The organism is Saccharothrix deserti, assembly GCF_009769385.1.
In the GTDB taxonomy this organism is placed as follows: domain Bacteria; phylum Actinomycetota; class Actinomycetes; order Mycobacteriales; family Pseudonocardiaceae; genus Actinosynnema; species Actinosynnema deserti.
Window position 1 is genome coordinate 1 of the sequence record NZ_ML775959.1, and the last position, 23,310, is coordinate 23,310.

Genomic DNA, 23,310 nt, shown 5'->3' on the forward strand with positions numbered 1-23,310 from the left:
CCGCCTGTCCAAGGACTACGAGTACCGGATCGACACCTCAGAGAACACGATCTACCTGGCCATGATCATGATCCTGCTCCACCGCCTGGGGAACGCCCCGAACTGAGCTTTTCAAACACCCTCTAGCGACATGAGCTTTCTCCGGGTTGAAGTGGGAATTGAGTGCCCGGTTGATCGGACGGCTTGAACAGCTCGTCTTCCTGGTCAGATGACTGACTCGCTTCGGACTGGAGTTTTCGACACAAGGTGGTCGAACCGGCTGGTGAAGCCGCCTTGTCGGTGGGGCACGCTCGGAAGGTGGTGCCGTCAGGCTCTACCGGCCAGTGTTAATTGCACGAATGCGATTCACGCGGCCTGACGGCACGTCGAAGTGGCCTGGATTTATCGCCGCGAGATCACGTTCTGTCCTGGAGTGTTCGCCGGCGCGCTGCCAGGAGCGTTGCGGCCACGATACCGACGGCGCCGGCTGCGCCGGTGACGATGTGTGGGTCGAGTAGTTCGGCAGCAAGGCCGCCGAAGGCGACACCGGCACCCTGGCCTGCATCGCGGTGATGGCGAAGCCGACGGTCTGGCCGCGGTGGGCGTCGGGTGTGCGCAGCACGAAGGTCGGCTGCGCGATGACGTGGTAGCTGGAGGCGGCGCCGGACAGGACGAACAGTCCCACGACGACGGTCAGCGGCGGGTCGAACAGGCAGCCCAACAGGGGTACGCCGGTTCCGATGGCCAGCAGCGGCATCAACCGGAGTTGAACGGGTTCGGGCAGTGCGGCGACGGCGAGCGAGGCCGCGGCGCAGCCGGTGGAGTAGGCGGCGAACAGGATGCCGACGACCGCCGGCCCGCCGCCCAGATGTGCGGAGTAGGGGGCGGCCAGGGTCGCACCGCACGCGTCACCCAGGTCGCCCTTGGACAACACGAGCAGGCCCGCGCGGTGTGGCAGGAGGCGCTGGAGCTGTACCGGGAACAGGGTCGCGACACCGACGCCGAACGCGTCCAACACCAACTCGCCGACCTCCACAACACCACCAACACGTGGGGCCCTCACCGAATCACGGGCACGAGCCGCCCACCGTTCGAAATCCCGGTTCACCTGGCGAACCTGCCTGCCGAGAGCTGAGTCGGGCGCCGCACTGTCGGGTGTTCGCCGGACACCGGAAACGTAGTCGTACTCCTACCTTGTGGGTAGCCGCGGCGTCGCGGCAGCGAACTGAGGGTGGAGTGCAGATGGGACAGACGACGCGCCGCGCCACGAGTATGGGGCTCATGGCCGGCCGCGAACGCGGTCGCCACCTGGTTCTACGCCGTGCCCACCAACGCCACGGACGTGGAGGTTGTGATGGAGGAGGAGCTGAGTGCCGGCGGCTACCTCCAGATCCGACGCGGCAAGTACGACGGCAGGACGTATCTCTGGGGCCGGGTCGCCTCGCCTGGGTCGAGGTACAACAGCGACCACACCCTGCGATTCCAGGTCGGCGCGTGCACTTCCTCCACGACGTCCAAGGACATCGACCGGACGACCTATACCGCCGCCGCGACGCGGGACACCGCCTGCATGTACTTCGCGAACATCGTCCAGAGAAGCACCGGCGAGGTCGTCGCGGGTCTCCAGCTCAACCGTCCCTGACTCGTGGACCCGGGAGCCCCGCCGCGAACCGCGGCGGGGCCCGTCCGCAGCGTGGACTGCCTGCTCATGTACGTCGGTTCCTGCACCAGCCGCAGCGTGGTGTCGGGATGCCCGCTGTCTGTGAACCCGCAACTCCGAAGTAGTTCCTCCACCCGCTGCCGGACCCGGTCTACCTTGTCCGAGTTCAGCGAAACCCGGTCATACGAAGCGAGCGCAGCCGACCTCGACAACACCACCAACCACGATCCGAACGGATCGGCTGACCCTTCACAGGTGGCCATCCAGGTGGGGAACGATCATCGGTAGCGCGGGAAAGACGCCAGTTGACGCCACCCGAAGTTGCTGGTCAACGGATTCCGTCGGCCGCCCCCCGGTTGCAGGGGGATCCCGAAGGGGGCGACGCCGAACGCCCGTGCCGACGACCGAATTGTTGACCTCGCAGAAAACGGCGCGCCGGAAATGCCGACGACGTGATGAGGGGGACATGTGCCGGAACTCATTAGTCTCGATGAGGCCGAGAAACTGGAAGTCGAAGACGTGCACGAGCTCTACCGCACGTACATCAACAAAAGTCAGGTCCGGTTGATGACCTCCTTCGGCTTCGGCCGGGAGTTGATCGACCACGCCGAGGGCGCCTACGTCCACACCCGTGACGGCCGCGCGATCCTGGACTTCACCGGTGGCGTAGGCGTGCTCAACCACGGGCACAACCACCCGCGCATCCTCGCCGCCCGCCGGCGTTTCCAGGAACAGCGGCGCATGGAGGTGCACAAGACGTACTTCTCGCCGTACCTCGCCGCGCTGGGGCACAACCTGGCGGCGGTCCTGCCCGGCGACCTCACCCGCTCGTTCCTGCCGAACTCCGGGGCCGAGGCGGTCGAGGGCGCGGTCAAGCTGGCGTACAAGTACCACGGTGGCAGGCGACGCCAGATCCTGCGGGCGGACAACAGCTTCCACGGCAAGCTGCTCGGTTCCGGCGGTCTCACCGGCGGGACGCAGAACCACTTCGAGTTCCCCACCATCCCCGGCATCCGGACCTTCGGGTACGACGACATCGACTCGGTCCGCCAGGTCCTCGCCGGCGCCCGGGACGCACGCGGGCGCAGCGACGTGTACGCGCTGCTCATCGAACCGTTCAGCGCGTCCACCATGCGGTGGTGCTCGGAGGAATTCCTGCGGGAACTTCGCGAGCTGTGCACGGCGGAAGACATCGTGCTCATTTTCGACGAGATCTACACCGGTTGGGGGAAGACCGGCAGCATGTTCTACTTCACCCGGTACGAAGGTCTCGTGCCGGACGTGGTCACGACCTCGAAGTCGTTCGGCGGCGGCAAATCCTCCATCTCCGCCTACGTGGCGCGCGAGCCGATCTTCCACAAGGCCTACGACAACATGACCGACGCGATGATGCAGAGCACGAGTACGACGTACTACGGCTTCGGTGAGGAAACCGCGACGGCCATCGAGGCGATTTCGATCGCGGTCGAGGACGATTACCCGGGACGGGCCCGTGCCCTCGAAGCAGTGCTCCGACCAGGGCTCGACCGGATTCGGAAGACCTATCCGGACCTGATCGCCGACGTGTGCGGAGCCGGTGCGCTCTTCGGGGTTTTTCTCTCCGGTGGTCCGAAGTTGCTGGACCTCGTCGGCAAGCTGCCGACCGGCGGTCTGGCCAACGACCCGCTGATCCGAACGAAGATCATCACCGCGGCGGTCATCCACACCCTGTACCGCAAGCACGACGTCTACACCTACAACACGCTCAACGGCCGCAGCCCGCTGGTGGTGAGCCCACCGCTGGTCGCCGGCCCTGAGGAGGCGGAGCGGTTTCTCGACGCCTTGGACGCCACGTTGGCCGAGGGCATGAACCGGCTGCTCGGCCGCTTCATCCGGGAGCGGGTGAGCTCGTGGTGACGAACGTCCTCCCCGCCCGTGTCGCCGTCACCGGTGCCGCGGGGGTGCTCGGCACACACCTGGTCGACCGACTGCTGCGGGAGGGCCGTCACGTCCACGCGTTCGACCGGCGGCCGGTGCGGGCGAAGCCCGGACTGATGTCGTTCGGCGGGGACATTCGTGATCCCGAAGCCCTCGCCGAGGCGTTCGGCGGCGTCGACGCGGTCGTCCACTGCGCCTCCGCGCTGCCCAGCTATCCCACGGCCGACATCAGGTCGATCATCGTCGAAGGCACCACCACCGTGCTGACGGCGGCTCGTGCGGCGGCCGTGCCCAGGGTCGTGCACATCTCCTCGACCGCGGTCTACGGGCTGCCCCGGCTGGTGCCGACACCCGAGGACCACCCGCACGAGCCCGTGGACCCCTACAGCTCCGCGAAGGCGGCGGCGGAGCAGGTCGCCGAGCGGTTCCGGGCGGAGGGGATGTGCCTGCCGGTGCTGCGGCCCAAGACCTTCCTCGGCCCCGGCCGGATGGGGCTGTTCGACATGCTCTTCCAGTGGGCCGAGGAGGGCAGGCACTTCCCCGTGCTCGGGCGGGGTGACGTGCGCATCCAGATGCTGGCGCTCGATGACCTCGTGGACGCGGTCGTGGCCGTGCTGTGCGCACCGGACGAGGTGGCCCGCGACACCTACAACATCGGCGCCGCCGAGTTCGGCACCCTGCGGGAGGACTTCCAGGCCGTGCTGGACGCGGCCGGGCACGGCAAGCGGGTGGTGTCGATGCCGAGCGGACCGGCGGTGGCGGCGCTGCGCACGCTGGAGCGGACGCGGCTGTCCCCCGTGTACGGGAGGCTGGTGTCCAAGCTGCTCGCCGACTCCTACGTCAGCGTCGACAAGGCCCGGGAGAAGCTCGGCTTCCGTCCCCGGATGTCCAACCGGGACGCCATTCTCCAGACCTACGACTGGTGGCGCGCGCAGCGTGCGGCGGCGACACCCGGCTCGGCGGGCAAAGGCGGCGGGCAGACGAGCCGGGATCCCTGGCGGCAGGGTGTGTTGGGACTCGTGAAGGTGTTCTTCTGACATGCCCGCCGAAATGCCCGTCGAAGACGTGGTGGTCGAAGAACCGCTGACCGACTCGCCCCCGCCCGTCGACCGTTGGCGCACGCTGACGCGGCTCGTGGTGGCGGTCACGGCGGCCTGGGCGGTGTTCCTCGTCCTGCACGTGCTGTTGACCGGCCGCTGGTGGCTGTGGCTCATCGTCGACGCCACTCCACCACTGGCCCTGGTGGTGGTGCCGGTGCTGCTGCTCGGGCTCGCGCTCTTCGCGAGACCGGTGCGCGGCCGACTGTCCGCGGTCCTGGTCGTCCTGTTGCTGGTCGGGGCTTATCTGGCCGGCTACGTGCCCACGTGGACGAGCGACGCCACAGGTGGTTCCGGTGGCACGGAGGTCAAGGTCTTCGCCTGGTCCACGGATTACTGGCAGATGTCCGACGACAAGGACGCCTTCTACGCCTTCCTGCGCCGGCACGACGCCGATGTGTACCTCCTGCAGGAATACCTGTACTGGGAAGGGGACGGGCCGATCCGCATCGACGACTCGGCCCGGCTGCGCGCGGAGTTCCCCGGCTACCAGCTGTCGGTCGACGGCGAGCTGCTCACCCTCACCCGCCTGCCCATCGTCTCGACGCACCACCAGCCGGACTCCGGCACGGGTACGGACTGGTACTGGAAGGGCACGAAGACCCAACGCACCGACATCCGGGTCGGCGAGCGCACGGTCTCCTTCTACAACGTGCACCTGCCGGTGCCCTTCCGGGTCGGCGACCACCCGTTGAGCAGCCGTTTCTACCGATTCGTCAAGGAGCAAAGCGCCTGGCGGCTCCGCGAGCTGGACAAGCTGCGCGCGGACCTGACCGGCAACCCCCACCCGGCCGTGGTGGCCGGCGATTTCAACTCGCCGTGGATGGAGCTGTCCTCGCTGGGCGGCGGCACGCAACTGCACAACCCCACGGACGGCGTGTCGTCCAGCCCCTCCTGGCCCGTCTCCGACTACCCGTTCCCGAGGCTGTGGCGGCTCGACTGGCTCTACACCTCGGGCGGCCTGCCGGTCCGCGGCTACCACTTCGGCGGCGGCGAGGCGTTCTCCGACCACGCGGCACAGGAGATCCGGGTGGTCGTCCCCGACCACCCCGCGCACACCCCATGAGGATCCAAGAAGGGACGCACCATGCTGCAACCCAACAGGTTCGACGTGACGGTGATGCTCGACTACTACACCCCGTACATCAGCGGTCTCACCGAGGCGGCGCGGCTGACCGCCGAAGGGCTCGCCGGTCGCGGCTGGAAGGTCGCGGTGGTCTGCGCCCAGCACGATCCCGCGCTCGCCCGTCATGAAGTCGTCAACGGTGTCCACGTCTTCCGGGCGCCGGTCCTCGCCAAGGTCAGCCGGGGCTTCATCAGCCCGCAGCTCCCATTGCTGGCCCGGCGTCTCGCGGCCCGTTCGGACATCGTGCACATGCACCTGCCCAATCCCGAGGCGGCGTTCGTCGCCGCGCTCAAGGGCAGCGCCCGGCTGGTCGTGACGCACCACATCGACGTCTTCCTGCCCGACAGCCCGGTCAACCGCTTCGGGATGTGGGCCGTCGACCAGATCTGCAAGGCCGCGCTGCGCAAGGCGGACCTGGTCATCACCAACAGCGCGGACCAGGCACGCGGGTCCCGCATCTGGCCGACGATCCGGCGTCGCCCCCTGCTGCCCATCCCGTCGCCGTGCCTGGACCAGAACGGCGGCGTGCCCCGGCTGCGTGACGGGGACGGGCTGCACATCGGCTTCATGGGCCGGATCAACGTGGAGAAGGGCATCGAATACCTCATCCGGGCCTTCCGCTCCATCACCGACCGTGACGCACGCCTGCTGATCGCGGGGGACTACACGTCCGTGGCGGGCGGCAGCAACATCGCCCAGCTGCGGGAAGAGGCTGGTGACGATCCGCGGATCCGGTTCACGGGTCTCCTGCGCGGTCAGGCGGTTCGGGACTTCTACGCGTCGATCGACGTCTTCGCGCTGCCGTCGATCGCGGAGTCCTTCGGGATCGTCCAGGTCGAGGCGATGATGACGGGCGTCCCGTCGGTGACCACCGATCTGGCCGGTTCCAGATATCCCGTCGAGGCCAGCGGGTTCGGGCGGCTGGTCCCGCCACGAGATCCGGAGGCGTTGCGGGAAGCGCTCCTGGAGATGGCCGAACTGCACCCCGACGACCGACAAGCGGGACAGGAGGCGGCAACGAAGCTCTTCGGCGGCGAGGCGTTCCTCGACGCGCACGAAGAGGCGTTCCGGCGGATCCTGAGCGGTACCCGGCCGTGAAGCGGCTGAGCAGCGAGGACACCGTGGGCGGCGCGGCCGCGGTGCCCGAACCCCGAGCGGCCGTGCCCCTCCCGGCGAAGCCCGCCCCGGACCCGATCCGGCGGCCGCGGTTACCGGCGGCGCTGGTGCTGCTGCGCCCGCGCCAATGGGTGAAGAACATCTTCGTCCTCATCGTCCCGTTGGCCGTGGACCCGGTGGCCCTCTGGCACAACATGGCATTGGCACTGGCCACCACGGCCACGTTCACCGCGGCCTCCGCGGCCGTCTACGTGCTCAACGATTGGCTGGACCGGGAAAAGGATCGCCTGCACCCGGTCAAACGCCACCGGCCGTTGGCCAGTGGACGGGTCGGTCCACGCGGTGCGCTGCTGCTGGGTGCCGGCTGCCTGGCGGTGCTGGCAGCCGGTGGAGCGCTGCTGCCACCGGGCGTGCAGGCCGCCGTCGCCGGGTACGCGGTGCTCAACCTGGCCTACTGCCTGGCGTTGAAGCACTACCCGCTGGTCGATGTCAGTGCGGTGGCGGCGGGCTTCGTCCTGCGTGCCGTGGCGGGCTGTCTCGCGGTGGCGGCGCCGTTCAACCCGGCCCTGATCCTCTGCGTGTACTTCACCTGCCTGCTGATGTCGCTCGGCAAGCGGCGGTACGAGCTGTCGCACCTCAGGGAACAGGCGGACGCGCAGCGGCCCGCCCTCACCGGGTACTCGGTGCCGCTGCTCGACCAGCTCGTCGCCGTGCTGCTGGCGGCCACGCTGGTCAGCTACGAGATGTTCGTCCTCTCCGGGCCGCATCCGCAGGCCGCCGTGCTGGCCGTCGTCACCGTGCCCTTCGTCGTGTTCGCCCTGTGCCGGTACGCGTACCTGCTCGCGGCGCACCGCGGCGGCGGGGAACCGGGCCGGGACGTGCTCACGGACGTGCCGCTCATCGTCAACGCCGTGCTCTGGCTGGCCTGTCTGGCCGTCGGCCGACTGCTGTGAGGTGCAACCCGATGCGACCACCCCCGGAAAGGCAGGGCGGCGACGGGCCGGCGGGCGGCCGGCCGCTCCAGGCGTGCGGCGGGGCGGTTGGCCGGTGACCAAGGCAGGCGTACCGACGCGGCCCGGCCGCGCCGTCAAGCTCCGCTCCTGGGGCCCCGCGATGGTCTCCGTCGCCGCCAGCGCGCTGGTGACGGTCGCCAGCCTGGCGATCGCCCGGTACGACGGCTTCGGCTCGTTCGGGCTGTTCGTGGCCGTGCAGGCGATCGGCGTCATCCTCGGCATCCCGATGCTGTGGGGTGTGCACGTCAGCGCCAGCCGGGCGCTGGCCACCGGGTCCGACGTCGGCACGGTCGTCCGGACGGCGGTGGCGGTCGTCGCCGCCGCGTGCCTGCTGACCTCGGTCGCCTACTTCGGCCTGCTGGCGCTGGCCCGCGACGTCGTACCGCTTGCCGCTGGGAACCTGTTGTGGCACGCGCCGGGGCTGGGGGCGTCGGCCGCGCTGATGTCCCTGGCCGAGTCGCTGCTGCGGATCCGGGGCCGCCAGCTGCTGGCCTCCGGCCTCCGGCTGGCCTGTGCCGGGGGGTACCTGCTCGCGGTGGCCGCCGTCCTGGACGGTGGGCAGGGCAGCCCCGCCGTGTACGCGGTGCTGGTCACCGGCGGCAACGTCCTCTGCGCGGTGCTCATGCTGATCGGCCTGCGCCGAAGACGCCCGACCGCCACCACCTCGCCTCGCTGGGACCAGGGGCTGGCTCGAACCTTCCTGCACGAGGGCCGGGCCTACAGCACGAGCCAGTCGCTGCTGGCCCTGCTGTTCGGGTTCGACGCCATCCTGTTGATGCAGGCCGGCGGCCCGGCCGCGGTCGCCGTCTACGCCCTGTACATCGGCAGCTGCCGCCGGCTGATCGGTGTCCTGTTCACCGACTCGCTCGCCTCGGTGCTGATCGCGTTGCTGGCCCGCGCGAAGGCGTCGACCGGCGGCCGGGCCGTCCTCAGGTACGCACCCCGCCTGTTGGCACTGGTCGGTGTCGGGACCGCCGTGCTGGTGCTGGTGAGCCTGGCCGCCGCCGATGCACTGCACCACCTGGTGGCCGGCTGGGTGGTGCTCGCCGCCGTCGGCTGCACCGCGCACGCGCTGGTCGTCGTGATGTTCTGCATCTTCACCGTCCAACCGGCACTGGGCCTGGCCCGCGTCCGCACGGCGCTGACCGCGGCGTTCCTGCCCGGCCTCGCCCTGCAAGCCGTGGCCGCCGCGGTCGGTGGCGCTCCCGGCGTGATGGCGGCGTTCGCCGTCCTCAACGTCGTCCTGGCCGGGTGGTTCCTGCTGGTGATCCGGCGTTCGACAGCCGACCTGTCGCGAATCCGTTGACACGAAGAGGGGATCCGACGATGACCAATCTGATCACACGTCCGCTCAAGTTGCTCCCGAAGGCGGGACTCACGCCCACGAGCACGGTCGACCACCCCCACTGGAACTACCTGCCGTTGCTGCGCAGCGTCCAGCGGTTGCGGTTCCGGATCATCGTCGAACTGCTGGGCGACACGCACTTCGATCGACTGCTCGAAATCGGCTACGGCAGCGGCGTCTTCATGCCGGAACTGGCCCGCCACTGCGACGAGCTCCACGGAATCGACCCACACCCCAAGCGCCGCGAGGTCGAGGCGAACCTGGCCCGACACGGCATGAACGCCACCCTGGCCACCGCAACCGCCGAATCCCTCCCCTACGACACGGGATTCTTCGACTGCCTGGTCTCCGTGAGCACACTCGAATACGTCCCCGACCTCGAAGCCGCGTGCCGCGAGATGCGCCGCGTGCTGCGGCCAGGAGGCGCACTGGTCGTCTGCACCCCCGGAGCCACCTCCATCTGGGACCTCCCGCTCCGCGTGCTGACCCGAGAGGGCCCAAGCCAGTACGGCGACCGGCGCGAGAAGCTCCAACCCACCCTGCGCGACCAGTTCGACCTGGTCCGCGAGATCCGCGTGCCCAGCCTCGGCGCCGGCGCACTGCGCCTGTACACGGGCTTGCGCCTGCGGGCCTGAAGCACCTTCGCAGGCCTCTCACCACGGCTTGGCCGAGCCCATCTCAAGCCACCCGGCTGTACCCACGGCACCACAACCACCCGGCACCCCACCACCGCTGGTGACCCCTGACCTGTCGCGGCAGGTCAGGGGCATGCCGTACTGGCGCCCCCGGCGGGATTCGAACCTGCGACCTCGGGATCAGAGCGAGACGCCTGTCATTGTTCGCCATGATCGCCGGATGTTAGTCCTCACCTGGACTTATGTCCTGCACCGGTCCAGCATCGCATCGCCAACCGTCCACAGCGGTCATCTGCCGTCGTTTCACAGGGGGTAAGGCATGGAAACGATCTCAACCCTGCACGGGGGCAAGCCTGTGGACTGGCTGATGAAGTCAAGGCGCTACAGGCGCGGGTCATGCGCCCGCCGACGCTGCTACGGCGTGTCACACGCCGCTACGGTGTGTCGCGCTGTGCAGCGGACCGGAGACCAGTCGAGTGGTCGAGTGTTGGTTCGGTCTCGGCCATGACTAGCCGCTGGAATGCCGGCTGCCCTGGACAGGTTCCAGAAGGTGCAGCATGCCGCCAGTGCTGCCTGGAGCGTTGGAGGAGGGCAGATGACCGTGTCTACGATCATCCACGAGGTCAGCGAAGCGCGCCAGGTCGCGAACGAGCTGCTGCCTGCCCGTGACTTCACCCGTCCGGGTGATGCTCCCATGTCTCTGGACGACGCGGCCCACAAGATCGCCATGGAGTACAGCGAAGCGCTGGGGATTCTTGGCAAGATCTAGGTGGCTGGTGTTTTGGGTTGCTAAGGATCGGGGTGCCGATGCCTCGTTCGGTGATCGGTTCGGCAGGATGTCCGAGTGACGTTGGGGCGGGCGCCGCGGCAGGGCGATCTGTTGCGGTCGACGGTGGACTACTGCGAGGGCCGGGTCGCGCCCGACTCGATCTACGGGGTGCTGCACCGGGAGTGCTTCGCGTTGTTCCCGGACGGGATGTTCGCGGACCTGTTCACCGATGTGGGTCGCCGGTCGGTGCCGCCGATGATCGTGGCAGTGGTGATGGTGCTGCAACGCATCGAGGGCCTGTCGGACCGGGAGGCGGTCGAGCGGTTCGCCTTCGACGCCCGGTGGAAGTACGCCGCCGGCGGCCTGGATTTCGATTACCCGGGGTTCGTGCACACGGTGTTGGTGGACATGCGGGCCAGGTTGGTCCGCTCGTCTCGGCCGGACCGGATCTTCGAGGCGGTCCTGGAGGTGGCCCGGCGGGCCGGTCTGGTGGGGCGCAGGCGGGTGCTGGACTCGACCCCGTTGTACGACGCGGTCGCCACGATGGACACCGTCACCCTGGTCCGCTCGGCGATCCGGGGCCTGCTGACGGCCGACCCCGGGTTGACGGCCGGGCTGCGCGGCCTGGTCACCTCGGGTGACGACTACGCCGACGCCGCGAAGCCGCGGATCGACTGGGACGACCAGGCCGCCCGTGACCCGCTGGCGCGACCTCACCCCACCGGTCGCCGACACGGCGCTCGACCTGTCCGCCGATTGCCGCGAACTCGGCCGCGCCCTCGAAGCCGCCATCAACACTGACCGCGACGACACCGGCTTCACCATCGCCCCCAACCTCCTGTGGCACACCGCCCTCGCCGTCGGCGCTACCTCCCCGCCCTACCGGGGACTGCGCCTGCTCGAACTCCCACCCCACGACGACGGCAAAGAGGTCGAATTCTCCCTGGACAGCCCACCCATCCCGATCAGCACACCGCCACCGGTCGACCTGCCGGAGGTCCAATCTCACCGGTGACTTCCTTCAGCATCACTGGGAACACTCAGTCCCAGAAGTTGAACATGGACAGCCAGGCCGACGTCGCCGCGGTAGGCGAGGGCGTGCTTGGCTTGTCGTAACGGGTGGCGATGGCGCGCCACTGCTTGAGGATGTTGCGCGCGGTACGGCCGAGGGCCCGAGTGCTGCTGCCGGCGCTTGGGCCCTCGATGAAAGGTGTTCAGGTCGTGGGGTAGAAGGTGTTGATCTCGGTCAGGACGCGGTCGGGTGCTTCGCGGACGAGGAAGTGTCCGGCACCGGGGACGTCGTCGGCGGTGGCGTCGGGGGCGGCGTCCTGGAAGGACGGCAGAAAGACCGTGATACGCGACCGTGACCTCGTCGAGGACTACCCGCTGGTCCAGCTCGCCGATGACGCTCCGGCAGCGGTGCGGATGATCGCCGAACAGCGTCGACCGGGGTCGTGGTCATCGACACGGACGGCCGTCCGGTCACCGTGCTAGCGGGATCACAGGTGCTGCGCTTCGTCGTCCGGTCGACCGGCGCACGGGTTCGTTCGGTCCGGGTGGTTGGACTGCTGCCGGTCGAGGGCGGCGGTCGTGCCGTCGATGAGCGTTCGCAGGCCGTGTTCGAAGGCGTCGTCGCCGGTGGTGCCGCCGCCTTCGCGGATCGCGACGAGCAGGGGGGCCGACGTGCCCGCGTCCAGTAGCTCGGTCAGCGCGGCGAATTGGTCGGCGGGGTCCTCGGTGGGCCGGCGGGGTTTGGTCTGCTCGGTGAGGACGAATCCGTTGACGTACTGGGAGATGGCGGTGATGGTGCGCAGGGCGAGGACGGGGGTGAAGCCGCGGTCGACCATGGCGGCCAGTTCGGTGTCGAACGTCCTGATGGTCGCCGGGCTGAGCCCGGCGGCGCCGGTGACGATGCGGGCGCCGTCGCGGTGGGCGAGCAGGGACCGGCGGTAGGCGCGGGCCCGGTGGGCGAGCCAGTCCTGCCACGGTTCGCCGTCGCGGGGCGGGCCCATCCCGGCGGCCAGGACGATCGCGTCGGCCATGCCGTCGAGCAGTTCCTGCTTGCTGCGGATGTGCCAGTACAGCGCGGGTGACCGGACACCGAGCTCGGTGGCGAGCCGGCGCACGGTCAGCCCCTCCAGCCCGACCTCGTCCAGCAGCCGCAGCGCCGTGTCGATCAGCGTCTGCCGGGTGATTCCGGGCCGTTTGGTCGCGCACATCGGTTGACACCTTAGCAGCGCTAAGTCCATCCTTAGCGCTGCTAAGGCAGCGTGGTCCGAGATGCCGCGAGGGAGCGCCATGGACACCACGACCTCGGCCGACGGAACCGACGTCCGAGTGCACGACGAGGGACACGGACCGGTCATCCTGATGGTCGGTCCCGGGCTGGACGACGGGACGCGGACCAGGAAACTCGCCGGCGTCCTCGCCACCCGGTTCCGGGTCCTGCGCCTGCACCGCCGCCAGTACCGGCTGGACCTCAAGACCGCCGGCGGGCCGTGCTCGATCGCCCAGGAGGTCGAGGACGTGCTGGCCGTGGCCGCCGCGGTCGGCGAGCCGGTGATCGTCTACGGCCACTCCTCCGGCGGAGTGGTCGCACTGGAGGCCCTCGCGGCCTCCCCGCCGTCGTTCGCCGGGGCGGTGGTCTTCGAGCCCGCCGCGGTGACCGGAGCGCCGCTGGCCGGCGCGCGCGGTGAGGTCATCACGCGAGCGCGGGCCGCGCTCGTCGCCGGCAAACCCGGCACCGCGCTGGCGATCTTCATGCGGGACACGGTCGGCATGCCACCGTGGCAAGCGTGGTTGGCCGGCGTGCTTACCGCACTCGTGCCGCGTTACCGACAGTTCGTCCCCGCCCAGATCGATGACCTCGAAGCATTGGACCGGCTGGGTGTCCGCCTCGACGTCTACGCCCGGATCACCGTGCCCACCCTGCTCCTGGGCGGCGACCGCAGCCCGGCACACCTGGTCGACCGGCTCGACGCCATCGCACGCGTGATGCCCCACGCCGAACGGGTTGTGATGCGCAAACGAGACCACGGCGCGGATCTCAAGGCCCCGGAACACGTTGCCCGCGTCATCGGGACATTCGCCGACAACGTGCTGCACCACCCGAGCAGCTAGCGGAGGTGGGCGTTCCGGCGGAACCACCGGCAAGGCGATGACCGCGGCCGACCCGTGAACGGCCGGTCCGGTGCCGTCGATTGAGGGCGGATAGGATTTCCGATCGCCATCCCGACCAGGTTGCGGCAGGTCCGGTGAGCACCAGGGTCAGCTTGCGGCGGCGGACGCCTGTGGGGTGCCAGAACTCTGCACCAGGTCGCTGAGCTGCGGTGATCGTGCACCGTGGATTACAAGAGCATGATCGTGAAGCGTGGCGTTACGACTGCTGTACCTGATCTTCGTTCGGCTCGGTGGTTGGCTGGTGCTTCTCGGTCGGTCTTCCGCGGCCAAGGACGTCGAGCTGCTGGTGTTGCGGCACGAGGTCGCCGTGCTGCGCCGGGCCACTCCCCGTCCGCAGTTGGACTGGGCCGATCGCGCGGTGCTCGCCGCGTTGATACGGCGCCTGCCTCGGCTGCTGCGCGAGCACCGGTTGGTGACACCGGGCACCGTCCTGCGCCGGCACCGGCGCCTGGTCACGAGGAAGTGGACCTATCCGAGTCGGACCGGGCGCCCACCAGTCGACGATGCCGTGGTGGCGTTGATCGAGCGCATGGCGCGGGAGAACAGCGGCTGGGGCTATCGCCGGATCCAGGGCGAGCTGCTCAAACTTGGCCACCGGGTCGCCGCGACGACCATCCGCCGCGTACTCAAGCGCCTACGCATACCACCGGCACCGGGGCGTGACACCGACCTGTCGTGGCGGCGGTTCCTGCGCGCCCAGGCCACGAGCATGCCGGCCTGCGACTTCTTCCACGTCGACTGCGCCGTCACCCTCAAGCGCGTGTACGTGTTCTTCGTGATCGAGGTCGCCACCCGGTACGTCCACGTTCTTGACACCACCACCAACCCCGACGGGGCATGGACCACCCGACAAGCCCGCAACCTGCTCATGGACCTCGGTGGTCGGGATGCTGACTTCCGGTTCCTGATCCGCGACCGGGCAGGCCAGTTCACCGCCTCGTTCGACGCGGTCCTCGCCGACGCCGGTATCGAGGTCGTGAAGATCCCGCCACGGAGTCCGCGAGCGAACTGCTATGCCGAGAGGTTCGTCGGCACCGTCAGACGCGAAGCCACCGACCGGTTGCTCATCATCAACGAGCACCACTTGAGATCAGTGCTGGACTGCTACGTGGCCCACTACAACCACCGCCGACCTCACCGAGCCCGACAACTCACACCACCACGACCGGACCACCCGATTCCGGGGCCGAGTCGCACGTCGGTACGCCGTCGACCGACCCTCGGCGGACTTATCAACGAGTACGAACCCGCAGCAGCCTGACCCGCAGGTCAGACCGCATGGCCGACTTTAGGCACCCCACAGCCACAACCGAGGCCGCGGGCACGTTCGAACGCGGCCTGGCGGTCCTCCGCGCCATCGCGACCCACCCCGACCCGAGGTTGCGCCGGGGCGACCTGACCAAGGCGACCGGCCTGCCGCGATCCACCGTCGACCGCATCACGGCGACCCTGCTCCACCTCGGCCACCTGCGCGCCGAAGGCCAGGACCTGGTCCTCGCCCTGCGCGCCATGGAACTCGGCAACGCCTACCTCGCGTCGTGCGGCCTGGTCGGCCCGCTCGCACCGCTGCTCACCCGGCTCGCCGACGAACTGGACGAGTCCGTGACCCTCGCCGTGCCCGACGTGGACGGCGCCCGGCTCATCGCCCAGTCGACCCGCCGGCGAGCCGTCTACCTCGCGTTCCACGTGGGCGGCGTGCTGCCCGACGACCGCACCGCCGCGGGCGTCGTGCCGGCCACGACCTGGGACGAGGAGCGGTTCGAGACGTGGCGGCACCGCCGCACCGCCGATCCGCTCGACGCCGGATTCCCCGCCGTGCCGATGCTGACGACCCCGGCCCCCGACCGCGAGGCCGTGTTCCGCGCCCGCGTGGAGACCGCCCGCGCCCGGGGTTGGTCACTGGACGACCAGTGGGTCGAGCCGGGTCTGCTGGCCGTCAGCGCCCCGGTGTGCAACCCACCCGGGCAAGACCCGACCGGACGGCCGGTGGCCGCGGTGAACGTGCTCAGCCACACCAGCAGGCACACCGCCGAGACCTTCCCGGACACCGTGCTGCCCCGGCTGCGCGTCGCGGTCGAGGACATGGAGGCGGCGCTGGGACAAGCCGCACTGACACAAGCCGCACTGACACAACCCGGCACCGGAACCGTCGAACCGGCCGCGCCCACCGCCGACGACCTCAAGTCCGCGAAAGCGGAACTCGGCATGGGCTTCCTGGAAACCCTCGCCCGGGGCCTGGCCGTGCTCAAGGCGTTCCGCTTCGCCCCGCACGGCGGCCTCACCATCTCCACCGCCGCCGAAGCCAGCGGCCTCCCACGCGCCTCCGCACGCCGTGCGCTGCACGTGCTGTGCGACGCGGGCTACGCGGAAACCGACGGCAAGCGGTTCACGCTGCGCCCCAAGGTGCTGGACCTCGGCTACGCCCGCCTGGCCCCGCTCACGCTGTCCGACATCGCCCAACCGCACCTGGCCGACCTGGCCGCCGCCGTGGGCGAGTCGGTGTCGATGGCGGTGCTCGACGGCGACCAGGTCCGGTACGTGGCACGGGTCCCGGCCGGCCGGGTCATGCGGGTCGACATCTCGATCGGCACCCGGTTCCCGGCGTACGCGACGTCGATGGGTCGCGTGCTGCTGGCCGGACTGCCCGCCGCCGACCTGGCCGACCTGATCCGTCACTCCGACCGCCGCCCGCTGACCAGCCGCACGCTGGTGGACGCCGCCGACCTCGAAGCCGCCGTCGACGCCGTCGCCCGGGACGGCTGGGCGATGGTGGACGAAGAACTGCACGAAGGCCTGCGGTCGCTCGCGGTCGGCGTGCGCGACCGGTCCGGCACGGTGGTCGCGGCCGTCAACATCGCCCTGCACGTCGGCCGCACCACGCCGGCGGAGACGGGGGAACGGCTCCTGCCCGCACTCCGGGCGACCGTCGCGCGGATCGAGGCAGACCTGGCGGTGGCGTTCGACCAGGCCCCGCTCGTCGTCCACTAACCCTGGTGGGCCCGCACCAGGTCCTCGACGGCCTGCGGGATGGTGGTCTCGAAGTCCAGCAGCTTCGCCCAGCGCGGTTCGATCCTGATCAGGACCATCTGCTCGTACAGCGCCCGCACGCCCGCCTCCCACGCGGCGAACTCGCCCGCGGGCACCAGCTTGCGGCTGGCCTCCACGTACTCGTACGGCACACCGTCCACCAGTTCGACGCTCGCCGTGCCGCGGATCAGCAGCACGTGCGGCGGGTACTGGCCCGCGGTGTCGATGGTCAACGACACGTTCGGGTTGTGGCGCAGCGCCCGCACCTTCGCCGACTTCGGCACGGTGCCCATGACGATCCGCGCCCCGTCCCACAGGAACGCGATCGGCACGACCCGAGGATCGCCGTCCACCCCGATGTACGCGAGCCGCGCCGGGATCGAGGAGGCCAGCAGCTCCTGGGCGATCGGCTTGTGCAGAACCTCGTTGAGTTCTTCGCGTTCCATGTCCGTCTCCTCCACTTCGCCGGGCGCCCTCGGTGGCGCTTGCCGGGCAGGACGGAGCCGGCGCGGCGTTCTCGACATCGGTGTCCGGGTGGTCTGCCCGAGCAGCACGCCGGACAGCACCAGCACGAGTCCCAGCACCTGGTGCCCGACGAGCGACTCACCGGCCAGCAGCAGGCCAAGCATCACCCCGGTCACCGGGTTGAGCAGCCCGATCAACCCGACCGTTCCCGCTTCCAGGTGACGCAGGCCGGTGAACCACACGACGAAGGCGATCGCGGTCGCCACCACCGACACGAACGCGAAACCGAGCAGGGCGGTGCCGGTGAGCGGCGGGGGAGCGCCCTCGACCACAAGCGCGGGCACCACGAGCACCGCACCACCCGCGATGAGCTGCCACGACGTCACGGACAGCAAATCCGTGCCCGCGCCCCACCGCTTGGTGAGAAGGTGCCCGAACGCCGACATCGCCATCGCCGCGACCGACACCACGACCCCGAGCGGGTCGACGGAGTCCACGCCCGACGCGAGCATGAGCACGACACCGAGGATGCCGGTGACCGCGCCCAACACCGCCCGGCCACGCGGGCGTTCACCGAGCAGCGGCCACGCCAACGCGATCATCGCGACCGGCGACGTGGCCATGATCGTCGAGGCCAGGCTGGTCGGCAGCAGCTGCGCGGCGAGGTAGACGAGGGCGAAGAACGCGCCCATGTTCAGCGTGCCGAGCACCAGCGACCGCCACCACCACTGGCCACGCGGACGTTTGCGCCGCAGGACGAGCAGCAGCACACCCGCCGGCAGGGCGCGCAGCACCGAACCCCACAGCGGGTGGTCGGCGGGCAGGAAGTGGTGCGTGACGTAGTACGTAGACCCCCACGCGATCGGCGCGATCGAGGTGATCAGTGCCCACCGGATATTTTCCACGGAAGACATTGTAGCTTCCGTGGAAGCTACACTCCCGTGTCATGCACCTCGACCGCGTCGCCCGGATCCAGGCCGAGTGGGCCCGTGAACGGCCCGACCTCGACGTCACGCCGCAGGGTGTGATCGGCAGGCTGCACCGCCTCGCGGACGTGCTCACCGAGCAGTTGGCCGTCGTCTACCGGCGGCACGGCCTCGGTGAGGGGGAGTTCGACGTGCTCGCCGCACTGCGCCGCGCGGGGGAGCCGTACGAACGCGCGCCGGGCGAGTTGGCGCAGCACACGATGGTGACCACCGGTGCGATCAGCAAGCGCATCGACCGGCTGGAACGGGACGGCCTGGTGACCCGCCGCCCCGGCCAGGACGACGGCAGGCGGCGCGTGGTCGCGCTGACCGACGCGGGCAAACGCGTCATCGACCAGGCGTTCACCGAGCACATGGCCAACGAACGGCGGCTCCTCGACGCCCTCGACGCCGACGACGCCCGGCGGTTGGAGCAGATCCTCACCACCTGGCTCGCCCGGTTCGAACCCCCGCACTGACCTTCGGTCGCACCTGGTCAGAGGCGTCGAGCCCGGGAAACGGCACGGACCACCCACACGTGCACGAACTTCGCGTTCCGTCGTTTGCGGTCACAGGCGCCGGGTAGTCGGACGAGAACTGAAGCGGGTTCTGCGATGCGACGGGAGTCGACATGTCCCGACCCAACACGGCAACGACGCGCACACCGATCCAGTTGGCCGCCATGGCCGTGGGTGCGGTGTTCGTGGTCGTGGGCATCGCCGGGTTCATCCCCGGGGTGACCACGGACTACGACACGCTCCAGTTCGCGGGCCACGAATCCCGGGCCATGCTGCTCGGCGTGTTCGCCGTCTCCATCCTGCACAACATCGTGCACCTGGCGTTCGGAATCCTCGGCCTGGCCATGGCCAGAACGGCGAGAGGCGCCTACTTCTTCCTCGTCATCGGCGGCGTGGTCTACCTGGTGCTGTGGCTGTACGGCCTCGTCATCGACCGGGACAGCGCCGCCAACTTCGTGCCGGTCAACACCGCCGACAACTGGCTGCACCTGGTGCTTGCCCTCGGCATGATCGCGCTCGGCTTCGCGTTGGGCCGCTCGGTCCGAGCAATCGGCGTGCCGCGGACACGGTGACGGGACGACCGCGGCGACCGGGACCTCACCCGGTCGCCGCCGTCGTGACAACAGGGGGTGGAGGCGGTGGACCCTGATCTCGATTACGGCGACGCGCCCGCCCGCGGCCTCCAGCGGTACGTGCGGGCGGTCGCGGCGGAGTTGGGGTTGGACGGGGAGTGCGCGTCCGCCGACCCCGGCCCACCCGCGTCCGCCTACCTCGCCGTGGACGGGCACCTACCGTCCTTCCCCGACCGCGACCTCGCCCTGATGTGGGACGAGGAGTACGGCTGGGCCGCCGCCGTGGAGACCCGCTCCGACGAACCGCCGGTCGTCATCGCCTACCTGGGCGGCGACGTGCTGCCCGCGCCGGGGACCGTGGCCGCGTTCCTGACCGCGTTGCTGCGCGGTGAACACCCCGGCGACCCCCGGCCGATCCGGCTGCGCGCGTACGGCGCGCCCGACGACCTCATGGACCGCCTCAGCGCCTACCCGCCGTGACCGCTCCTGACGGAGGGGACTACCCGTCCTGAGCCGACACCTCCAGGGTCTCCGGCTGACCGGCCGCCTGCCGGTAGACGCGCACCGTCTCGGCGGCGATCCGAACCGTGCTGTAGCGCGCTTGCACGCGGTCGGCGCCCGCGATGCCGTACGCCTCACGGCGGGCGTCGTCGGCCAACAGCGGGCGCAGCGCGCGGCCGAGCGCCCTCGCGTCGTTCGGCGGCACGAGCAGCCCGGTGACACCGTCCACAACCGTGTCGACCGCCCCGCCGACGGTCGCCGCCACCACCGGCACACCGCACGCCATGGCCTCCAACGGCGTGACACCCGACTCGTCCGACGCGGCGCACACGACCACGTCGGCGGACCTCAACAACGCGGGCATCGCCACCCGCGGCACCCGGCCGACCAACCGCACCCGGCCGCCGACCTCCTGCGCGCGGGCGTGCTCCCGCAGCCTGCGGACGTCGCCCGGCCGGCCACCGACGACCACCAACTCGGTGTCCCACACCGACCGCAGTGCGGTGATCACGTCCTCGGCGCCGGCCGCGGGCGCGACCACCTGGTGGGGCAGCTGCCGGTTGAGCCGCGGCCCGTCCGGCTTGAACCGCTCGACGTCGACCCCCGGCGGCACCACCGCGATCCGCGTCCGCGCCACGCCCAGCCGCACCAACTGCGCCATCTCGTCCGTGCACCACGCCACGAGCCGGCGCGCCTCGCGCCTGATCAGCCGTTCGGTGGACACCCGCGCCTCCGGCACGGCCTCAGCGCCGGTCTGCTGCTCCACCACGCCCAACGAGTGGAACGTCTGCACCACCGGCACGTCGAGACCGTTCGCGGCCAGCACCGACGCCACCCCGGACGTCCAGTAGTGGGCGTGCACCACGGCCGGCGGCTCGGTCCGCCACTGCTGACGCAGGAACCGGGTGAACTCGTCCAGGTGAGGCAGGAGTTCGTCCGGGTGAACCGGACTCGGTGGCCCGGCCGGCACGTGGACCACGTCGTAGCCGTCCCGGGTGTGCACCAGATCGGGCGGCCGCACCGAATCGCGCCGGGTGTGCACCACGACGTCGTGCCCGGATTGGGCCAAGGCCGCGGCCAGATCGGCCACGTGGACGTCCTGACCGCCCTCCTCGGCGTCGCCGAGCACGGACAGGGGGTTCGCGTGCGCCGAAACGACCGCGATTCTCATTGGGTGCCTCCAGCCGCGGATGCGGATGTCGCCGCGCCACTGACCAGGCTGTCGTCTCAACCCATTCCGGACCGTACAAGCAACCCCGGACCCCTGCCACTCAGCACGACCACGTCCGGGCGGTTGGCCGGGCGACTGCCGGGTATGGCACAGACGACCACTCTCGACACCGAGGAGGGGACCATGGCCACCGGCGAGACCGGGTTCGACGATGTCACCTACGACCTCATCTCCGTGCAGTACCACGCGCTCAAGGCGGGCCACGACTACGGCCAGTACGTCCGAGATGCCGAGAACGCGGGCCACACCGAGATCGCCGACTTCTTCCGCCGGGTGATGGAGGAGGACTCCGCGCGCGCCAAGCAGTGCCACGAATTCCTCAAGGACCTGACCATCCACCACGCCGCCGGCCCGGCCGTGACCTGAACCCCAGAGGTGAAGTCACAGCGGTACCGTCGGCGCCATGCGGGTAGTCGTGCTGGCCGACACCCACGCGCCCCGGCGGTGGAAGTCGTGTCCCCCGGAGGTGGCGAAGCACTTGCGCCACGCGGACGTCATCCTGCACGCCGGTGACGTCTGCGTGGCGTCGGTGCTCGACGAACTGGCGCAGTACGCGCCGGTGACCGCCGTGCGCGGCAACAACGACGGCCCGGACGTGGCCGAGTGGGGCGCACCGGAGACCGTGGAAGTGGACCTCGCGGGCCTGCGCGTGGCGATGATCCACGACAGCGGCCAGGCCACCGGCCGCACCGCAAGGATGCGCCGCCGGTTCCCCGAGGCGGATCTGGTGGTGTTCGGCCACTCCCACATCCCGATGGACGTCACCGGCGACGGCGTGCGCGTCTTCAACCCGGGCTCACCCACCGACCGCCGCCGCCAGCCGCACGGCACCGTCGGCCTGCTCGACATCGAGGACGGCGAACTCGTCGCGGCCCGGATCGTGCCGGTGACATAGACCGATGCCCTTGACCGACACCCCTGACCGGCGGCGTGGGCCAACACCCTGACCGGCGACTCGGACCGGCGGCGGCGCGCACCAGCGGCGGGGCCGGGCGCTGTGCGTCAGGTGGCGTGCGTCAGGTGGCGGGTCAGGCGGGGATCGAGTCGAGTTGGCGGCCCCACTCCGGGTACTTCGCGACCTTGGCCAAGTGCAGCGCGAGGACCTTCGCGCCGACCTCCGGGTCCCCGTCGTCGGAGAACCGCACGGCGCCGAACCTGCCCAGGTGCGGCAGGATCGTGTCGTCACCCGCCAGGTGGACCGGATCGTGCATGTACCGCTCCAAAGCGTCGAGATCCGCGATGCCCACCACGTAGGCGTGCGTGAACCCCTCGTCCGGAATGCCCAGGTCGCGACCGACCGTGGAGAACGACACCCATTCGAGCGTCGCCGTCCGCCGCATCGCGGCCAGGACCTCGGCTTCCTGCTCGGGCGTGGTGCCTTCGCGGAAGCTGAAACGAAGCACGTTGACGATCATGAACACCCCTCTCGATTGAACCCGTGGGTTCAACATACTGGTCCAGTTGATCCATTTACCAGTTGGTCCTGAAACTTGAACCCATGAGTTCATCCGGGCTACCGTGTGCCGGTGGTGGAGACGGCTTCACGGGCGCGGGTGGACAAGCGGCAGGCGATCCTGGCCGCCGCGTTCGACGTGTTCGCCAGGCGCGGCTACGCGCAGGCGTGCGTGAAGGAGATCGCCGAGGTGGCGGGCGTGGCGAAGCCGACCGTCTACAACCACCTCAACGACAAGGAAACCCTGTTCCGCCAGGCGGTGGACGCCGCCGCCGACGCGGTACTGGCACAGAACCTCGCCGTGGTCGAACGGCTGCGCGAGCCCGGCGACGACCCGCGGGCGACGTTGGAGGACGTCGCCTACCGGCTGGTCCGGACGTGCGACGACGAGCGCTCCCGATCACTGAAGTGGTTGACCTACGCCCAGGTGGCCCGCTTCCCCGACGTGGTCGACGCCGTGCACGCCCGCACCGGGCTGCGGTTGGCGGAGGCCCTGGCCGACCGCCTGGCCAGACTCGTCCTGGCCGGCCACCTGCGCCCGTGCGAACCGGCCGACGCCGCCGAACACCTGCTCGCCCTCCTGACCGGTCCGATGGAGGCCCGCTCGGGTTTCGGAATGCGCAAGGTCCCGACGGCACAGTTGCGGGCGGTGGCGGTCAACGCGGTCGACGTGTTCCTGCGTGCCTACGGCGCCTGACGTCGTCGCCGAGTGTCGTGTGTCCGTTCCGCGTCAGGCCGGTG

General features: G+C 70.0%; 24 protein-coding genes. 19 read left to right on the forward strand and 5 right to left on the reverse strand.

Annotated elements, in window-relative coordinates:
* Window positions 1-313: 313 nt before the first annotated feature.
* Window positions 314-994, reverse strand: a complete 681-nt coding sequence (locus tag FM051_RS00010) for an MFS transporter (RefSeq protein WP_158839277.1) — start codon at window positions 992-994, stop codon at window positions 314-316.
* A gap of 339 nt (window positions 995-1,333) precedes the next feature.
* Between FM051_RS00010 and FM051_RS00015 the strand changes: the two genes are divergently transcribed.
* From FM051_RS00015 to FM051_RS00060, 10 genes are all read left to right on the forward strand, one after another.
* Window positions 1,334-1,621, forward strand: coding sequence for a hypothetical protein (locus FM051_RS00015; protein WP_158839284.1), 288 nt, complete (start codon window positions 1,334-1,336; stop codon window positions 1,619-1,621).
* Between the two features lie 486 nt (window positions 1,622-2,107).
* On the forward strand, window positions 2,108-3,535 hold the full coding sequence (locus FM051_RS00020; protein WP_202918603.1) for an aspartate aminotransferase family protein: 1,428 nt from the start codon (window positions 2,108-2,110) through the stop codon (window positions 3,533-3,535).
* The gene (locus FM051_RS00025) at window positions 3,532-4,593 is read left to right on the forward strand and encodes an NAD-dependent epimerase/dehydratase family protein (protein WP_158839286.1); all 1,062 of its coding nucleotides are present in this window, start codon (window positions 3,532-3,534) and stop codon (window positions 4,591-4,593) included. The genes FM051_RS00020 and FM051_RS00025 overlap by 4 nt, the downstream gene beginning before the upstream one ends.
* Window position 4,594: 1 nt before the next feature.
* The gene (locus tag FM051_RS00030) at window positions 4,595-5,719 is read left to right on the forward strand and encodes an endonuclease/exonuclease/phosphatase family protein (protein ID WP_158839288.1); all 1,125 of its coding nucleotides are present in this window, start codon (window positions 4,595-4,597) and stop codon (window positions 5,717-5,719) included.
* A gap of 21 nt (window positions 5,720-5,740) precedes the next feature.
* The gene (locus FM051_RS00035) at window positions 5,741-6,877 is read left to right on the forward strand and encodes a glycosyltransferase family 4 protein (protein WP_158839290.1); all 1,137 of its coding nucleotides are present in this window, start codon (window positions 5,741-5,743) and stop codon (window positions 6,875-6,877) included.
* The gene (locus FM051_RS00040) at window positions 6,874-7,848 is read left to right on the forward strand and encodes a UbiA prenyltransferase family protein (protein WP_158839291.1); all 975 of its coding nucleotides are present in this window, start codon (window positions 6,874-6,876) and stop codon (window positions 7,846-7,848) included. Before FM051_RS00035 ends, FM051_RS00040 begins: the two co-directional genes overlap by 4 nt.
* Before the next feature lie 94 nt (window positions 7,849-7,942).
* Window positions 7,943-9,214 (forward strand): hypothetical protein, encoded by a 1,272-nt coding sequence (locus tag FM051_RS00045; RefSeq protein ID WP_158839293.1) that lies wholly within the window; start codon window positions 7,943-7,945, stop codon window positions 9,212-9,214.
* 20 nt (window positions 9,215-9,234) lie between these two features.
* The gene (locus FM051_RS00050; RefSeq protein WP_158839295.1) at window positions 9,235-9,888 is read left to right on the forward strand and encodes a class I SAM-dependent methyltransferase; all 654 of its coding nucleotides are present in this window, start codon (window positions 9,235-9,237) and stop codon (window positions 9,886-9,888) included.
* A 595-nt stretch (window positions 9,889-10,483) separates the two neighbouring features.
* On the forward strand, window positions 10,484-10,657 hold the full coding sequence (locus FM051_RS00055) for a hypothetical protein (protein WP_158839297.1): 174 nt from the start codon (window positions 10,484-10,486) through the stop codon (window positions 10,655-10,657).
* Between the two features lie 75 nt (window positions 10,658-10,732).
* Complete coding sequence (locus FM051_RS00060; protein ID WP_158839298.1) at window positions 10,733-11,458, forward strand: transposase; 726 nt, start codon at window positions 10,733-10,735, stop codon at window positions 11,456-11,458.
* Window positions 11,459-12,156: 698 nt separating this feature from the next.
* On the opposite strand, the gene FM051_RS00065 is transcribed toward FM051_RS00060, so the two are convergent.
* Window positions 12,157-12,876, reverse strand: a complete 720-nt coding sequence (locus FM051_RS00065) for a TetR/AcrR family transcriptional regulator C-terminal domain-containing protein (RefSeq protein WP_158839300.1) — start codon at window positions 12,874-12,876, stop codon at window positions 12,157-12,159.
* Window positions 12,877-12,955: 79 nt separating this feature from the next.
* Here FM051_RS00065 and FM051_RS00070 point away from each other — a divergent pair, with 79 nt between their 5' ends.
* From FM051_RS00070 to FM051_RS53600, 3 genes are all read left to right on the forward strand, one after another.
* Window positions 12,956-13,777 (forward strand): alpha/beta fold hydrolase, encoded by an 822-nt coding sequence (locus FM051_RS00070; RefSeq protein ID WP_158839302.1) that lies wholly within the window; start codon window positions 12,956-12,958, stop codon window positions 13,775-13,777.
* Between the two features lie 250 nt (window positions 13,778-14,027).
* Entirely contained in the window at window positions 14,028-15,098 is a 1,071-nt protein-coding gene (locus FM051_RS51365) for an integrase core domain-containing protein (RefSeq protein WP_158839304.1), read from the forward strand.
* Window positions 15,099-15,115: 17 nt separating this feature from the next.
* On the forward strand, window positions 15,116-16,825 hold the full coding sequence (locus FM051_RS53600) for an IclR family transcriptional regulator domain-containing protein (RefSeq protein ID WP_158839306.1): 1,710 nt from the start codon (window positions 15,116-15,118) through the stop codon (window positions 16,823-16,825).
* On the opposite strand, the gene FM051_RS53605 is transcribed toward FM051_RS53600, so the two are convergent.
* A complete protein-coding gene (locus FM051_RS53605) occupies window positions 16,822-18,234 on the reverse strand; it encodes an EamA family transporter (RefSeq protein WP_338019434.1) in 1,413 nt (470 codons plus the stop codon). The two genes, FM051_RS53600 and FM051_RS53605, sit on opposite strands and share 4 nt — an antisense overlap.
* A gap of 41 nt (window positions 18,235-18,275) precedes the next feature.
* Between FM051_RS53605 and FM051_RS00090 the strand changes: the two genes are divergently transcribed.
* The 3 genes from FM051_RS00090 (at window position 18,276) to FM051_RS00100 (ending at window position 19,864) form a co-directional block, all read left to right on the forward strand.
* Window positions 18,276-18,773, forward strand: coding sequence for a MarR family winged helix-turn-helix transcriptional regulator (locus tag FM051_RS00090; RefSeq protein WP_158839310.1), 498 nt, complete (start codon window positions 18,276-18,278; stop codon window positions 18,771-18,773).
* Between the two features lie 152 nt (window positions 18,774-18,925).
* Entirely contained in the window at window positions 18,926-19,384 is a 459-nt protein-coding gene (locus FM051_RS00095) for a DUF4383 domain-containing protein (protein WP_158839312.1), read from the forward strand.
* A gap of 66 nt (window positions 19,385-19,450) precedes the next feature.
* The gene (locus FM051_RS00100) at window positions 19,451-19,864 is read left to right on the forward strand and encodes a DUF6292 family protein (protein ID WP_158839314.1); all 414 of its coding nucleotides are present in this window, start codon (window positions 19,451-19,453) and stop codon (window positions 19,862-19,864) included.
* A gap of 19 nt (window positions 19,865-19,883) precedes the next feature.
* On the opposite strand, the gene FM051_RS00105 is transcribed toward FM051_RS00100, so the two are convergent.
* Complete coding sequence (locus FM051_RS00105) at window positions 19,884-21,056, reverse strand: glycosyltransferase (protein WP_158839316.1); 1,173 nt, start codon at window positions 21,054-21,056, stop codon at window positions 19,884-19,886.
* Between the two features lie 183 nt (window positions 21,057-21,239).
* Here FM051_RS00105 and FM051_RS00110 point away from each other — a divergent pair, with 183 nt between their 5' ends.
* On the forward strand, window positions 21,240-21,482 hold the full coding sequence (locus FM051_RS00110; protein WP_158839318.1) for an acyl carrier protein: 243 nt from the start codon (window positions 21,240-21,242) through the stop codon (window positions 21,480-21,482).
* A gap of 37 nt (window positions 21,483-21,519) precedes the next feature.
* On the forward strand, window positions 21,520-22,011 hold the full coding sequence (locus tag FM051_RS00115; protein ID WP_158839320.1) for a metallophosphoesterase family protein: 492 nt from the start codon (window positions 21,520-21,522) through the stop codon (window positions 22,009-22,011).
* A gap of 133 nt (window positions 22,012-22,144) precedes the next feature.
* On the opposite strand, the gene FM051_RS00120 is transcribed toward FM051_RS00115, so the two are convergent.
* Window positions 22,145-22,531: a Dabb family protein gene (locus FM051_RS00120; RefSeq protein WP_158839322.1), complete on the reverse strand. Its 387-nt coding sequence runs from the start codon at window positions 22,529-22,531 to the stop codon at window positions 22,145-22,147.
* Window positions 22,532-22,642: 111 nt separating this feature from the next.
* On the opposite strand from FM051_RS00120, the gene FM051_RS00125 reads away from it, so the two are divergent.
* Entirely contained in the window at window positions 22,643-23,266 is a 624-nt protein-coding gene (locus FM051_RS00125; RefSeq protein WP_238411999.1) for a TetR/AcrR family transcriptional regulator, read from the forward strand.
* The last annotated feature ends 44 nt before the right edge of the window (window positions 23,267-23,310 follow it).